Annotated in this window: 14 protein-coding genes and 2 tRNA genes; 8 read left to right on the forward strand and 8 right to left on the reverse strand. The window is 57.9% G+C overall.

Going from position 1 to position 13,057, the window contains the following annotated elements; all coding sequences use genetic code 11:
- The 6 genes from B2590_RS02430 to B2590_RS02455 all read left to right on the forward strand — a co-directional run bounded on the left by B2590_RS02430 (nt 1) and on the right by B2590_RS02455 (nt 4,395).
- Nucleotides 1–75 (forward strand) — tRNA-Gln (locus B2590_RS02430).
- A gap of 52 nt (nt 76–127) precedes the next feature.
- Complete coding sequence (locus B2590_RS02435) at nt 128–1,078, forward strand: ribose-phosphate diphosphokinase (RefSeq protein WP_036205696.1); 951 nt, start codon at nt 128–130, stop codon at nt 1,076–1,078.
- Between the two features lie 155 nt (nt 1,079–1,233).
- On the forward strand, nt 1,234–1,887 hold the full coding sequence (locus B2590_RS02440) for a 50S ribosomal protein L25/general stress protein Ctc (RefSeq protein ID WP_036205694.1): 654 nt from the start codon (nt 1,234–1,236) through the stop codon (nt 1,885–1,887).
- Nucleotides 1,888–1,917: 30 nt separating this feature from the next.
- Complete coding sequence (gene pth / locus B2590_RS02445; protein ID WP_041333474.1) at nt 1,918–2,505, forward strand: aminoacyl-tRNA hydrolase; 588 nt, start codon at nt 1,918–1,920, stop codon at nt 2,503–2,505.
- A 36-nt stretch (nt 2,506–2,541) separates the two neighbouring features.
- Entirely contained in the window at nt 2,542–3,633 is a 1,092-nt protein-coding gene (gene ychF, locus B2590_RS02450) for a redox-regulated ATPase YchF (RefSeq protein ID WP_075196009.1), read from the forward strand.
- Nucleotides 3,634–3,654: 21 nt separating this feature from the next.
- Nucleotides 3,655–4,395, forward strand: coding sequence for a 4'-phosphopantetheinyl transferase family protein (locus B2590_RS02455; protein ID WP_286810580.1), 741 nt, complete (start codon nt 3,655–3,657; stop codon nt 4,393–4,395).
- 2 nt (nt 4,396–4,397) lie between these two features.
- Here the strand turns inward: B2590_RS02455 and fhuF are convergent, their stop codons facing one another.
- Nucleotides 4,398–5,168 (reverse strand): siderophore-iron reductase FhuF, encoded by a 771-nt coding sequence (gene fhuF, locus B2590_RS02460; protein ID WP_286810579.1) that lies wholly within the window; start codon nt 5,166–5,168, stop codon nt 4,398–4,400.
- 220 nt (nt 5,169–5,388) lie between these two features.
- Here fhuF and B2590_RS02465 point away from each other — a divergent pair.
- Nucleotides 5,389–5,465: transfer RNA gene (locus B2590_RS02465), tRNA-Met, on the forward strand.
- Between the two features lie 111 nt (nt 5,466–5,576).
- Nucleotides 5,577–6,002: a PACE efflux transporter gene (locus B2590_RS02470; RefSeq protein ID WP_041333471.1), complete on the forward strand. Its 426-nt coding sequence runs from the start codon at nt 5,577–5,579 to the stop codon at nt 6,000–6,002.
- On the opposite strand, the gene B2590_RS02475 is transcribed toward B2590_RS02470, so the two are convergent.
- The 7 genes from B2590_RS02475 to B2590_RS02505 all read right to left on the reverse strand — a co-directional run bounded on the left by B2590_RS02475 (nt 5,995) and on the right by B2590_RS02505 (nt 12,937).
- On the reverse strand, nt 5,995–6,696 hold the full coding sequence (locus tag B2590_RS02475) for a transporter substrate-binding domain-containing protein (protein ID WP_091644365.1): 702 nt from the start codon (nt 6,694–6,696) through the stop codon (nt 5,995–5,997). The two genes, B2590_RS02470 and B2590_RS02475, sit on opposite strands and share 8 nt — an antisense overlap.
- A gap of 106 nt (nt 6,697–6,802) precedes the next feature.
- Nucleotides 6,803–7,240: a VOC family protein gene (locus tag B2590_RS02480; RefSeq protein ID WP_091644368.1), complete on the reverse strand. Its 438-nt coding sequence runs from the start codon at nt 7,238–7,240 to the stop codon at nt 6,803–6,805.
- Nucleotides 7,241–7,344: 104 nt separating this feature from the next.
- Entirely contained in the window at nt 7,345–8,349 is a 1,005-nt protein-coding gene (locus tag B2590_RS02485) for an oligopeptide/dipeptide ABC transporter ATP-binding protein (RefSeq protein WP_286810578.1), read from the reverse strand.
- The gene (locus tag B2590_RS02490; protein ID WP_036203948.1) at nt 8,346–9,314 is read right to left on the reverse strand and encodes an oligopeptide/dipeptide ABC transporter ATP-binding protein; all 969 of its coding nucleotides are present in this window, start codon (nt 9,312–9,314) and stop codon (nt 8,346–8,348) included. The genes B2590_RS02485 and B2590_RS02490 overlap by 4 nt, the downstream gene beginning before the upstream one ends.
- Nucleotides 9,315–9,333: 19 nt before the next feature.
- Nucleotides 9,334–10,266: an oligopeptide ABC transporter permease OppC gene (gene oppC / locus B2590_RS02495; RefSeq protein WP_091644373.1), complete on the reverse strand. Its 933-nt coding sequence runs from the start codon at nt 10,264–10,266 to the stop codon at nt 9,334–9,336.
- The gene (gene oppB / locus B2590_RS02500; RefSeq protein WP_036203943.1) at nt 10,266–11,186 is read right to left on the reverse strand and encodes an oligopeptide ABC transporter permease OppB; all 921 of its coding nucleotides are present in this window, start codon (nt 11,184–11,186) and stop codon (nt 10,266–10,268) included. The genes oppC and oppB overlap by 1 nt, the downstream gene beginning before the upstream one ends.
- Before the next feature lie 8 nt (nt 11,187–11,194).
- Complete coding sequence (locus B2590_RS02505) at nt 11,195–12,937, reverse strand: peptide ABC transporter substrate-binding protein (protein ID WP_091644376.1); 1,743 nt, start codon at nt 12,935–12,937, stop codon at nt 11,195–11,197.
- Nucleotides 12,938–13,057 lie beyond the last annotated feature (120 nt).

A 13,057-nucleotide genomic window follows, 5' to 3' on the forward strand; every position in this document is an offset into this window, starting at 1 on the left:
TGGGGTGTCGCCAAGTGGTAAGGCAACGGGTTTTGATCCCGTCATGCGCAGGTTCGAATCCTGCCACCCCAGCCACCTTTCTCCCGCTTCTTCTGAATCAAACGCCGATACCGAGAAGGATGCCGTCGTGTCCAAACTGATGATTTTTACTGGCAACGCCAACCCGGAGCTTGCCAAGGCCATCGCCCAGAAACTTCACATTCCCATGGGCCAGGCCACCGTTGGAACCTTCAGCGATGGTGAAACCACCGTTGAAATCAACGAAAATGTTCGCGGGCATGATGTCTTCATCATTCAGCCCACCTGCAACCCCACCAACGATAACCTGATGGAACTGATCGTGATGGCCGACGCACTGCGCCGTGCATCTGCCACCCGGGTTACCGCGGTTATCCCCTACTATGGCTATGCCCGCCAGGATCGCCGTGTTCGCTCCACCCGTGTTGCCATTAGTGCCAAAGTGGTTGCAGATATGATTTCCAGCATCGGCGTTGACAGGGTCCTGACCGTTGACCTCCACGCCGACCAGATCCAGGGCTTCTTCGACATTCCGGTGGACAATATCTACGCCACCCCGGTCATGCTTGAGGATATCGAGAAGCAGCGCTTTGAGAACTTCGTAGTGGTATCTCCTGACGTTGGCGGCGTTGTTCGTGCCCGCGCCGTTGCCAAGCGACTGGACGATGCCGACCTCGCCATCATCGACAAGCGCCGTCCCAAGGCCAACGTGTCGCAGGTCATGCACATCATCGGTGATGTAAAGGACAAGACCTGTATCCTGGTGGACGACATCATCGACACCGCCGGCACGCTTTGCAAAGCCGCCAACGCTCTTAAGGAGCATGGTGCCGCCAGCGTGGTCGCCTACATCACCCACCCCGTCCTTTCAGGCCCGGCTGTTGACAACCTCAACGCCTCCGAATTGGACGAACTGGTTGTCTGCGACACCATCCCACTGGGTGACAAAGCGCGTAATTGTGATAAGATCCGCATCCTCACTATGGCTGGGCTGCTTGCGGAATCCATTCGTCGCGTCAGCAACGAAGAGTCCATCAGCGCGATGTTTGAGAACGCCTGATCAGCTAACCACCTGATTTAGTGAAAAGAATCCAGACCGGGAGCCCAGTGGGCTCCCGGTCTGTTTAGTCCGCCGGAAAACAGCCGGCATATCGAAAATATCACCGGTTCAGGACCTGGTCGCGGGCCGCTCTGGTGAAAATTGAGGTTATAACCATGTCTCAGGAATTTCTTATCGAAGCATTTCCTCGTGGCGATCAGGGGAGAGGTGCGAGCCGCCGCCTGCGTCGTGAGGAGCGTAAAATTCCGGCCATCATTTATGGCGGGAAGAAAGAAGCCGTTTCGATTTCCATCTGGCACAACGAGCTGAAAAAAGCTCTGGAAAACGAAGCCTTCTTCTCACACATTCTGACCATCGAACTGGAAGGCAAGAAAGAAAGCGTGATCCTGAAGGATCTGCAGCGTCACCCGTACAAGCCGCTGCTGACCCACGCTGACTTCCTGCGCGTTGACAAGGATCACGAAATCCACGTTAACGTACCGCTGCACTTCCTGAACGAAGAAACTGCACCGGCCATCAAGCTCCAGGGCGGCGTTGCCAACCACCAGATCAACGAAGTAGAAGTGATCTGTCTGCCGCAGAACCTGCCTGAGTTCCTCGAAGTCGACATGACTGCCGTGGAGATGGACCAGGTTGTTCACCTGAGCGACCTCAAACTGCCGAAAGGCGTTCGTATTGCGGCTCTGCTGCAGGGTGAAGACCACGACCTGCCCGTCGTTGCAATCCACAAGCCGCGCGCTGCCAAGACAGAAGATACTGACGAAGGCGAAGACGGCGAAGCGGGTGAAGAAGGCGAAGACAAGGAGTAATCGCTCCTGTACGAATGAGGGCAACGGCAGATGGCACAGGATATCCTCATGGTGGTGGGACTGGGTAACCCCGGCCCCGACTATGCGAATACCCGCCACAACGCCGGTGCCCTGTTCGTGGAAGCACTGGCCCGTGAAACGGGCCAGTCGCTCCGCCCCGAAAAGAAATACCACGGGCTCTACGCCCGAATTCAGCTTCAGGGTCTCGACCTGCACCTGCTGAACCCTTCCACGTATATGAACCGCAGTGGCCTCTCCATCAAGGCACTGGCGGACTTCTTCAAGATTCAGCCCCAACAGATTCTGGTTGCCCACGACGAGCTCGATCTGCCACCGGGTACCGCCAAGCTAAAAAAAGGCGGCGGCCATGGCGGACACAACGGCCTGCGGGACACCATTGCTCACCTCGGCACCAACGACTTCCAGCGCCTGCGCATCGGCATCGGCCACCCCGGCGACAGCCGCCAGGTCACAGGCTATGTTCTCGGCCGCCTGGGCAAACGGGAAACCGAAGAACTCAACGCCCTGATCGACGAAATCATTCGCGTACTGCCGGACGCTGCCAGCGGCAAACTTCCCGCTGCGATGAATCGCTTGCACAGCTTCAAACCGGTATAATCCGCCCAAATTTTCCAGCACCAGCAGAGGCATTCCATGGGATTTAACTGCGGCATCGTCGGCCTTCCCAACGTCGGCAAATCCACCCTGTTCAACGCACTGACCAAATCCGGTATTGGCGCGGAAAACTTCCCCTTCTGCACCATTGAGCCTAACGCCGGCGTCGTGGCCATGCCCGACCCCCGCCTCAACAAGCTCGCTGACATCGTAAAGCCGGAAAAGGTGGTGGCAACCACGATGGAGTTCGTGGATATCGCCGGCCTGGTAGAAGGTGCCTCGAAAGGCGAAGGCCTGGGCAACCAGTTCCTGGCCAACATCCGTCAGACCGACGCCATTGCCCATGTGGTGCGTTGCTTCGAGGACGACAACGTCATTCACGTCGCCAACAAGATTGACCCGGCGTCGGATATCGAAATCATCAACACAGAACTGGCCCTGGCTGATCTGGAAACCGTCGAGAAAGCCATCAAACGGGTTCAGCGAGTCGCAAAGAGCGGCGACAAAGAGGCCAAAGCTCAGCTTGAAGTCTTCGACACCCTGCTTCCCGTGCTGAACGAAGGCAAACCGGTTCGCAGCATGAATCTCGACAAAGAGAAGATGGCACTGATCCGCGAACTCTGCCTGCTCACCGTAAAGCCAACCATGTACATCGCCAACGTCAGCGAAGACGGGTTCGAGAATAACCCTCACCTGGACACCGTGAAAAAGATTGCGGAATCCGAGAACGCAGTTGTGGTGCCTATCTGCAACAAGATAGAAGCCGAAATCTCCGAACTGGAAGACGACGAAAAATCCATGTTCCTGGAAGAAATGGGCATGGACGAGCCTGGCCTGGACCGGGTCATTCGCGGCGGCTACGGCCTGCTGAACCTTCAGACCTACTTTACCGCAGGGGTGAAGGAAGTCCGCGCCTGGACGGTAAAAGTGGGCGCTACCGCACCACAGGCGGCAGGCGTGATCCATACCGACTTCGAACGCGGCTTCATCCGCGCCGAAGTGGTGAGCTACGATGACTTCGTCAAGTACAACGGTGAGGCCGGAGCCAAGGAAGCCGGCAAGTGGCGCCTTGAGGGCAAGGAATACATCGTCCAGGACGGCGACGTTGTCCACTTTCGGTTCAATGTCTGACCGCGCAGGAGCGTTCTGACGGTGAGCCTCGTGCCCGCATGCTGCAGTACCCCGGATGACCGGTGGCCCTGGCCGCAATCGTTGCCGGGGCTTGAGCTGATCAGCCTGGACTTTGACCCCGATAACCTCAAACCGGACGACTTCACGATCAGTGACATCGTCCCACCACCGTCGGTGGAAAGGGCTGTTGCCAAACGCCAGGCGGAATACCTGGCTGGCCGTTTCTGCGCCCGCGAAGGCTTGTTGCGCGCCACGGGGCAACCGGTGGTGCCAGCCCTCGGCGATGACCGGGCGCCGGTATGGCCGACTGGCTGCGTGGGCTCGATCACCCACACCCGGGGTTGGGCTGCGGCGGTTATCGGCCAGCAACAGGATTACGCCGGAGTTGGCCTGGACGCGGAAGTCATCATGCCCGATGAACGCGCCCTGCCGCTTTGCCGGCAAATATTGACGCCTTCTGAGCAGGAACGATTCAGCGCCGAGCTAACCAGTCAGGCGGGTTTTTTTATTACCCTGGCATTCTGCCTCAAGGAAACGCTCTTCAAAGCACTCTACCCCCTTGTTCAACAGCGATTCTACTTTGAACACGCAGAAGTTCTGTCCTGGCACCCCGACGGCAGCGCCCGATTGCGCCTGCTCAAAACACTGTCACAGGAATGGACATCGCACACTGAACTGGACGCATGGTTTATCCGGGAAGAGCATCGGCTTGTCAGCCTGATAGTGGTTCCGGCCTACGGACATTCTGCTTCCGGCGCGTAGCGTCAGACGCTATAAGCAAGACTTTCAGGCAGCTTTGCCCCTTTGGGTGGCCGATCAATATGGGGGCAATTCTCACACAGCTCCAACCCTGGCAAGCGGTACCGTATACAGCATTGTCGACGCTGCCGTAACGGAGAGGGGCCCACGTTACGGGGAATATACCGCACGGGACGGTACATCGGGTTTCGCTTTCCGTCTGGGCGGTACTCGGATTCTATAAGCCGCCTTCCATCTTCCAGGCAGGCCGACGGCACACCCATTTGTGTCAACGCCCCGACCAGCCATTCGATGTAATTCGCAGCATTATTCCAGAGCACCTTGCCAGACAGTTTAACCTGGCGACTCCACCCCACGACTAATGGCTCGAAATTCTCCTCCAGGAGCTTTCCAAAACGCTCAAACGGGCACGCTGGCACCCGCTCAAAGGGGCGACCTTCATCGGGAATACGAAAAGCCTCAGGAAGACCATCGCAACCCATAATAATCTCAAGTGTGTCGAGCCCGACCGGCAATTCCCGACCCAACACGAGGTTGGCCGTTATCGTCGGAATAACGAGCTTTGCAAAATAGGTACGCGACCATTGGGAAAGCAGTGCGCGGTCATCGTCACCGGGTTGGGTACGACGATAACACTCCAGCAACCACGACAAGCCATCCTCCGTAACCAGGTCCCGCGCCGGTGTAGCGGGGCGCGTATCGTCGGGCAACACCAGGATCGTCCGGTAGTACTCAAAGTCACCAATAAACAGCGGCGCAAGCGCGGGAATGGTCATGGATAAAACAACGAAAGTGGTTAAATGGCCGGAATGGCACGCTGATACGAGCGGACATATAATGATAATAATTATCATTATATGTTTTTTTGGTTCCCGAACAAGAGGCAACCATCGCAATCCAAGATATCCGAGCACACAAAACCTAAAAGAGGGTTGACAGTACCGGGTAAAATCCAGAAAATACGCGCCTCGTTTGGAGCTCATCCAGAACGAATTTGGCAAGGTAGCTCAGTTGGTTAGAGCACGGCACTCATAATGCCGGGGTCGGCGGTTCGACTCCGCCCCTTGCTACCAGAATTTAAAAGGTCGCGACTCACGTCGTGACCTTTTTTCGTTTCGGGGACGCCCCCGCCCTTCCCGGGAATTGAACGCGGGACGACCCGCCTCCATTGTTCCTGAATTTCCATGAGAACCACTAAAGACAGAATCCGTCAGGCCGTCTCGTTCGAGATCATCGGCCTGCTTATCGCCATCCCATTAGCCGCACTTGTGTTTGGCTTCGAGCTCGACAAAACCAGCGTCCTGGCTGCCATAGGTGCAACCATGGCAACCGGCTGGAACTACCTCTTCAATCTCATGTTCGATCACGGCCTGAAACAGCTTACCGGCTCTACTCGCAAGTCACTGAAGATGCGGTTATTTCATGCGCTCAGCTTTGAACTGGGCCTGATGATAACCTTCCTTCCGGTCATCGCCTGGTGGATGGGCATTGGGCTGGTTGAGGCACTGATCGTCGACATTGCCTTCGTGGTCTTTTACCTGGTGTATGCGTTCGTTTTCACCTGGTGCTACGACACGGTGTTTCCTGACAACGACGCCAGCCTCAGTTGAGATCGTTTCGATACCGGCACCATCGAATGGCCTTGCGCAGATCTTCCGTCAACCGGCCATTCCCATGCTCATGGGAAACGTATAGGGAAATGTCTACCCAGGCTGCCCTACGCACAAAATAATCGCCCTCATAACCGTCCATATACTTGTCAACGAGCACCCAGGGAATGACCACCACATCTGCCCGGCCCAGCTTGAGCAGGTAGACTGCCTGGCGCCATTCGGAGACGGGTAGAATCTTTGCGTTTTCGCCTTGAACCAGTTGATCCCCGACGAACTTCCTAACGAACGCATAGGTGAGGCCAGCCGTCTGGTTGAGGGGAGGCATCTCTTTCAGAAACAGGTAGACGTACTCTGTCTGGAAGAGCCTCCCACCGAAATCAGCGTAGCGGTCCCGTTCAGAGGTCTGGACCAGGGGAAGGCCTACCGCAACACCGCCCTTTCGCAGTTGGTAAAGCAGTTGCGCCAAAGGCATTTCAACGAACTGAAAATCCCCGGGAACCCGTTCGAACACGCACCGATAGAAACCGGAAAAGCGCCCCTCCAACGCTCCCTCCGAAACCGTTATTTCCCGCTCTATCCCGGCAACAATTCCGACGCGCACCGGTTCCTGTGCGCGCGAAAGATTCACGGGCATTGCGATCGCGAGGAAGGCGATAAGTAGAGGCTGATAGCGCACAGACTTCCTGTCCATAAGAGTGACTCGTCAACGGATATCCATTCACACCGCAAGCTTAGTTCAATTTTTCCTCGCGCTCCACGTAATGACAGGCCACCCAGTGCCCGGCCTGGTCTTGCCGTCAAGCACCGGCACTTCCCTGGCCTTCGTCATTGGCTCCGGGAATCGCTGTGGGGTCCATCCACATGGCTTCCCATACGTGCCCGTCCGGGTCGGCGAGATTTCTGTTATACATGAACCCCAGGTCCTGTAACGGGTTGATGTCTGCAACGCCGCCGTTGTCAGCGGCAGCATTATTCATCGCGTCGACGGCTTCGCGGTTGTTGCAGGAGATGGCCAGCATCACCTCGCTGGAGGTGGTCGGCGGAATTGGGCGGTCAGTAAATGTGCGCCATTTGTCGTGGGTGAGCAACATGACGTGAATGGCCTCACTCCAGACCATGCATGCGGCAGTATCGTCGGTGAACTGGGGGTTGTTCCTGAAACCAAGCGCCTCGTAGAAGGCCATGGAAGCATTGAGGTCTTTTACCGGCAGGTTTACAAAAATCATTGATGTCATGGTTCACGCTCTCCAGATTGTAGGTGGTAGAAACAGGTTGTTAGTGCCCTGTTACCTTCTTGTCGGATCAGCGTTGCGAATTTCGACATCGTTTCCACACTTTATTACGATTCCCGTCGCTCTACGTAGTGACAGGCCACCCAATGCCCTGCCCCGGTTTTGTCTTCCAGTGCCGGCACTTCCCCACTGCAATAGTCCGTCGCCAGCGGGCATCGTGTACGAAACACGCAGCCGCTGGGGGGATTCATCGGCGACGGCAGGTCGCCTTCCAGTTCCGCCGGGGGCTTGGCCCGTTCCCTCTCCGGGTCCGGGATCGGCACCGCGGCCATCAGGGCCTGGGTGTAAGGGTGCCGGGGGTTGGCAAACAGTTCAGCACGGGGGGCGTTTTCGGCCACATTGCCCAGGTACAGCACCATCACCCGGTCACTGATGTGTTTGACCACGCTCAGGTCGTGAGCAATGAAGATCAATGACAGGCCCATGTCCCGCTGCAGGTTTTTGAGCAGATTAATCACCTGGGCCTGTACCGACACATCGAGGGCGGAGACGGGCTCGTCGCAGATGATCAGTTTCGGCTCCAGTATCAACGCCCGGGCAATGCCCACCCGCTGGCACTGGCCGCCTGAGAATTCATGGGGGTAGCGGTTTTTCTGGTGAGGGTGCAGGCCAACGCGATCCATGATGGCATCCACTTTCTCCCTTAGCTCGGCGCCCTTGATATCCGGGTAGTGGGTACGCAGGGGCTCAGCAATGATGTCGCCGACGGTCATTCGTGGCGACAGGGAAGCAAGCGGATCCTGGAACACCATCTGCAGGCGTTGGCGACGTTTGCGCAGTTGTTTCAGGTTGAGCCCCCGCAGGTCCTCGCCCAACCACACCACCTTTCCCGCCTGGCTGGGTACCATGCCCATGATGGCCCTTGCCAGGGTGGACTTGCCGCAGCCGGACTCACCCACGATGCCGAGGGTTTCGCCCTCGTTGAGGGTGAAGCTGACGTTGTTCACCGCTTTTAGTGGCTGCGGCCGGGTCCAGGGCCAGGCGTTGCGAGGCATGATGTCGAAGGTGACCCGCAGGTTTTCCACCGTCAGCAGGCGCTGTTGCTCGCTCATCGAATCGCCTCCCTTGGCAGGTTGCATACACGAATCCGCTCTGCCCCGAATCGCTCCGGTGGGTCGAGTTCGTGATAGCAGCGCGGCTCCGCCACGGGGCAACGGTCGCAGAATGGACAGCCCGGCGGCAGGTTCATCAGGTTGGGCGGGTTGCCGGGGATGGTGACCAGTTCATCCATCTGCTCATCAATACGCGGAATGGCGCCCATCAGGCCTTTGGTATAGGGATGGGAGGGATCCCGGAACAGGTCCCGGGTGGCAGCGAATTCCATCATCTGGCCACCGTACATCACCAATGTCTGGTCGCAGCTTCCGGCCACTACGCCCAGGTCGTGGGTGATCAGGATAATCGCGGTATTGAATTCCTGTTGCAGCTCCTGCAACAGGTCCATCACCTGAGCCTGAACTGTGACATCCAGGGCAGTGGTGGGTTCGTCCGCAATCAGCAGGCGCGGCCGGCACAACAGGGACATGGCGATCATGACCCGTTGACGCATACCCCCGGAGAATTCATGGGGGTAACAATGAATTCGGTTGCGGGCCTCGGGGATACGAACCGCTTCCAGCATCTGCAGGGATTCCTGAAGAGCCTGTTTGCGGCTGATGCCTTTGTGTTGCACCAGCACTTCGATGAGCTGGTCGCTGACTTTCATGAACGGGTTCAGGGACGTCATCGGGTCCTGGAAAATCATACCGATGCGGGCCGCACGGATCTGATTCATCCGCTTTTCCGGCAAGTTAAGCAGTGGCTCGCCTTCAAAGATCACCTCGCCATTGACCCGGGCGTTGTCCGGGAGCAGGCCCATCAGCGCAAATACCCCCTGGCTTTTACCCGCGCCGGACTCACCCACGATGCCCAGAGTCTGCCCAGCCTCCAACTGGTAGCTGAGCCCCCTCACTGCCTGCAAGGTGCCATCCGGTGTATCGAAGGCCACTTCGAGGTTATTGACTTCCAGCATTGCCATAGATCGGGTTCCTGCCGGCTCAGCGGTCTTTAGGGTCGAGGGCATCCCGCAGCCCGTCGCCGAGAAAATTGAAACAGAACAGGGTGAGCACCAGCATCAGCATCGGGAAAATCAGGGTCCATGGCGCGGTCCACATGGCATCCGCGCCTTCGGAAATCAGCGCACCCCATGAGGTGTAGGGTTCCGACACCCCAAGCCCCAGGAACGAGATAAAGGATTCGAACAGGATCATCTCCGGCACCAGCAGGGTTGCATAAACAATCACCACGCCCAGCACATTGGGCACGATGTGGCGGAGCACGATCAGGAAGGGATGCACACCGACGGACATGGCGGCCTCAATGTACTCCTTGCGCTTCAGGCTCAGGGTCTGGCCCCGCACAATCCGGGCCATATTCAGCCAGCTCACCGCGCCAATGGCTACGAAAATGAGCAGTACATTGCGCCCGAACACCGCCATCAGAACGATCACCAGGAACATGAAGGGAAAGGCGCTGAGCACTTCGAGCGTCCGCATCATGATGGCGTCGGTACGGCCACCCACGTAACCGGAAATGGCCCCATAAAGCGTGCCGATGACCACCGCCGTCAGCGCTCCGAGAACGCCGACCATGAGGGAAATACGGCTGCCCTGCACAGTGCGTTGGTAGAGGTCCCGGCCGATGGGATCAAGACCGAAATAGTGCTGGCTCGCCAGGCTGGGCAAGCCATCTTCATCCAGGTTTGGCAAACTGGCCCAGTCGATGGACTCGTTATCCCAGGGTGACAGGTACTGGCCGAAGGCCGCGAACAACAGCAACAGTGCCAGCACGACCAGGCTAGCCACCGCCGCACGGTGGCTCATAAAACGCCGTCGCGCGTCACGCCACAGGCTGCGGCCTTCGGTGTAGGCGTCTTCCGCAAGGGTGTCCGCCAGTTCGCCCATGCCCGCATGTTTGTCGGAGAAAAACATCAGTAACGCACCCTCGGGTCCAGCCAGGTATAGAGAATATCCACCGCCGCGTTAAAGACGATGGTCAGTACGCCCACCAGAATGGTGACCCCGAGAATCAGTGAGTAGTCCCGGTTGATGGCACCGTTGACGAAGTGCTGGCCAATGCCGCCCGTGGAAAATACCTGATCAATGATCACCGAACCGGTGATGATGCCCACGAAAGCCGGCCCAAGGTACGACACCACCGGAATCAACGCGGGCTTGAGGGCATGACGCAATACGATCTTGTGGCGGGGAATGCCCTTGGCTCGGGCGGTGCGGATGAACGGACTGCGCAGGGTCTCTATCATGCTGCTACGGGTAATCCGCGCCACCTGCGCAATGTAGGACGTCGCCATGGCGATGATCGGCAGCACGATGTATTCCACCTGACCGCCTTCCCAGCCGCCGGCAGGCAACCAGCGCAACGTGACGGCAAACAGCAGCACCAGCAACGGCGCCATCACGAAATTGGGGAACACCACCCCGGTCATGGCGGCGGTCATCACCGTATAGTCCGGCCAACGGTTTTGTTTCAGGGCCGCAACCACACCCAGCCCCACCCCGAACACAACCACGAACAGGAAGGACCAGGCACCGATGTAGGCGGACCGGGGAAAGCTGGACTCGATCAGCTCATTGACCGTGAAGTCCTTATAACGAAACGAGGGCCCCAGGTCGCCCTGGGCGACGTTGCCCACGTAAATGAGGTACTGCTGCCACAGGGGCTTATCCAAGTTGTATTTGGCCTCGATGTTTTCCATCACCGCTTCCGGCACATTACGCTCGTTGGTAAACGGGCCGCCAGGTGCCGCGTGCATCAGCACGAACGAGACAGTGATCAACGCCAGAATGGTTGGTACCGCTACCGCCAGACGCCTGATGATAAAACTGAACATGGCTTCCCTCAGTCCGCAGTGATGTACATATCCTTGCTGTAAACAATGTTACGGGGATTCTTCTCCGGATAGCCCTTCAGGGACGGGCTCACCAGCGCCACCGTGGTGTTGAAGTACACCGGCACCACCGGAAACGCCTGCCACAGGATCTCCTCGGCCCTGACATAGTAGGGATTAGGGTCGTCGCTGGAACGGGCATCCAGCAGCAACTGGTCGTATGTTTCATTGCTCCAGCCGCCGTCGTTATTACCGCTGTCGCTGGTTAGCAGGGTCAGGAAGGTGGAGGCTTCGTTGTAATCCCCTTTCCAGCCAAACCGGGCGATACCATAGTTGCCAGCCTGCTTCTCGGAGAGGAAGGTTTTCCACTCCAGATTGCTGATGGTGACCTTTGCCCCCAGCTTCTCTTTCCACATCTGGCTGACCACGATGGCCAGCGCCTTGTGGCTCTCGTCGGTGTTGTAGAGCAGTTCGAATTCCAGTGGGTTGTCTTCATTGTAGCCGGCTTCCTCAAGGGCTTCGCGCGCCTCTTCGTCGCGGCGGGTCTGGGACCAGGTAGCGTACTCCGGCTGCCGGAAGTCGAAACCGCTGACGTAGGGCGGTGTCAGTGTGAATGCCGGCATCTGGTTGCCCCGGGTGATGTAGCTGACGATGATATTGCGGTCAATGGCGTAGGTCAGCGCCCGACGCACTCTCACGTCGTCAAAGGGCGGCCTGTCGACGTTGAAGGCATACATGTACGTGGCCATGCTGGGTACCATCACCAACTCTTTGGGCCGCTCTTTTTTCAACCGGGCCATCTGGGACACCGGCACCGTGGAGGTCATGTGCAGCTCGCCACTGGCGTAGCGCTGAAGCTCGGCGGACGAAGATTCGATCGGCAGGTAAACCACCCGGTCGATGATGGTGCTGTCATCCCCCCAGTAGCGGGGATTGCGAGCCGCCACCAGCTTCTCGCCGATATGCCAGGCGTTCAACGTATAGGCTCCGTTGGAAACCATCTTGCCAGGCCTAGTCCAGTCCTCGCCGTGGGCCTCGATGGCCTGGCGGGGGGCAGGAAACATCGTGTAGTGGACGGTCATATCCGGCAGGTAGGTGATCGGCTCGTCCAGGGTCACCTCGAAGGTGAAGTCGTCGACAGCGCGCACACCCAGCGTATCCGGTGTCTTTTCCCCTGCGATGATCTCGCCGGCATTGGCCACCCCGGCAGACTCGATGTAATACGCATAGTTTGAGCCTACCTCCGGGTCGACCGCCCGGCGCCACCCATACACGAAATCCTGGGCGGTAACGCGACTGCCATCGCTCCAGCGGCCGTCTTCACGGAGCTGGAATGTCCAGGTCAGGTTATTGTTCGATGAGGCCCAGGACGTCGCCATCGCCGGTTCGGTATCCCCTCTAGGGCCGCTGCGGGTCAACCCTTCGAACAGGTCAACCACGATGGCGCCACCCACGCTGTCCTGGACCAGCTGGGGGTCCAGGGAAGCAGGTTCACTGGCATTGCCACGAACAAGCACCTGCCTTTCGGCCAGTCTCTCACCGGTTTCCGGATGTTCCAGCAGACGGCTTTTCGGAGCGTTTACATCAGCGCCGGCTGGGGCCCGCCCACCATCATCTTCCGGATAATCATCACTGCAAGCGATCAGAAACAGGGAAAGCAGGACGGCCCAAGCGGCCCCCGTCTTGGAGCCAAGGGGGGGCGTTGTTGTCTGGCGGATGATGCCTGTTGTTATTTGCAGGTTTGTGGCTGTCATATCTGTTCGAACCTAGCGCGGAAACACGGAAGTCACAAGCCAATGAGGGTCAACATGAAACAATGCTCACGTTCCTGTGCCTGTGGCATACTCAATCGGGATGTTCGACCTCAACAACAA

The organism is Marinobacter sp. UBA3604 (assembly GCF_002375325.1).
Taxonomy (GTDB): Bacteria; Pseudomonadota; Gammaproteobacteria; order Pseudomonadales; family Oleiphilaceae; genus Marinobacter; species Marinobacter salarius.

Bases quoted from the DNA above. Each gene is read 5' to 3' on its own strand.
- B2590_RS02505 (WP_091644376.1), bottom strand. From the start codon at position 12,937: ATGACAGCCACAAACCTGCAAATAACAACAGGCATCATCCGCCAGACA.
- B2590_RS02480 (WP_091644368.1), bottom strand. From the start codon at position 7,240: ATGACATCAATGATTTTTGTAAACCTGCCGGTAAAAGACCTCAATGCT.
- B2590_RS02440 (WP_036205694.1), top strand. From the start codon at position 1,234: ATGTCTCAGGAATTTCTTATCGAAGCATTTCCTCGTGGCGATCAGGGG.
- B2590_RS02470 (WP_041333471.1), top strand. From the start codon at position 5,577: ATGAGAACCACTAAAGACAGAATCCGTCAGGCCGTCTCGTTCGAGATC.
- pth (WP_041333474.1), top strand. From the start codon at position 1,918: ATGGCACAGGATATCCTCATGGTGGTGGGACTGGGTAACCCCGGCCCC.
- B2590_RS02475 (WP_091644365.1), bottom strand. From the start codon at position 6,696: ATGGACAGGAAGTCTGTGCGCTATCAGCCTCTACTTATCGCCTTCCTC.
- oppC (WP_091644373.1), bottom strand. From the start codon at position 10,266: ATGTTTTTCTCCGACAAACATGCGGGCATGGGCGAACTGGCGGACACC.
- B2590_RS02490 (WP_036203948.1), bottom strand. From the start codon at position 9,314: ATGGCAATGCTGGAAGTCAATAACCTCGAAGTGGCCTTCGATACACCG.
- B2590_RS02485 (WP_286810578.1), bottom strand. From the start codon at position 8,349: ATGAGCGAGCAACAGCGCCTGCTGACGGTGGAAAACCTGCGGGTCACC.
- ychF (WP_075196009.1), top strand. From the start codon at position 2,542: ATGGGATTTAACTGCGGCATCGTCGGCCTTCCCAACGTCGGCAAATCC.
- oppB (WP_036203943.1), bottom strand. From the start codon at position 11,186: ATGTTCAGTTTTATCATCAGGCGTCTGGCGGTAGCGGTACCAACCATT.
- fhuF (WP_286810579.1), bottom strand. From the start codon at position 5,168: ATGACCATTCCCGCGCTTGCGCCGCTGTTTATTGGTGACTTTGAGTAC.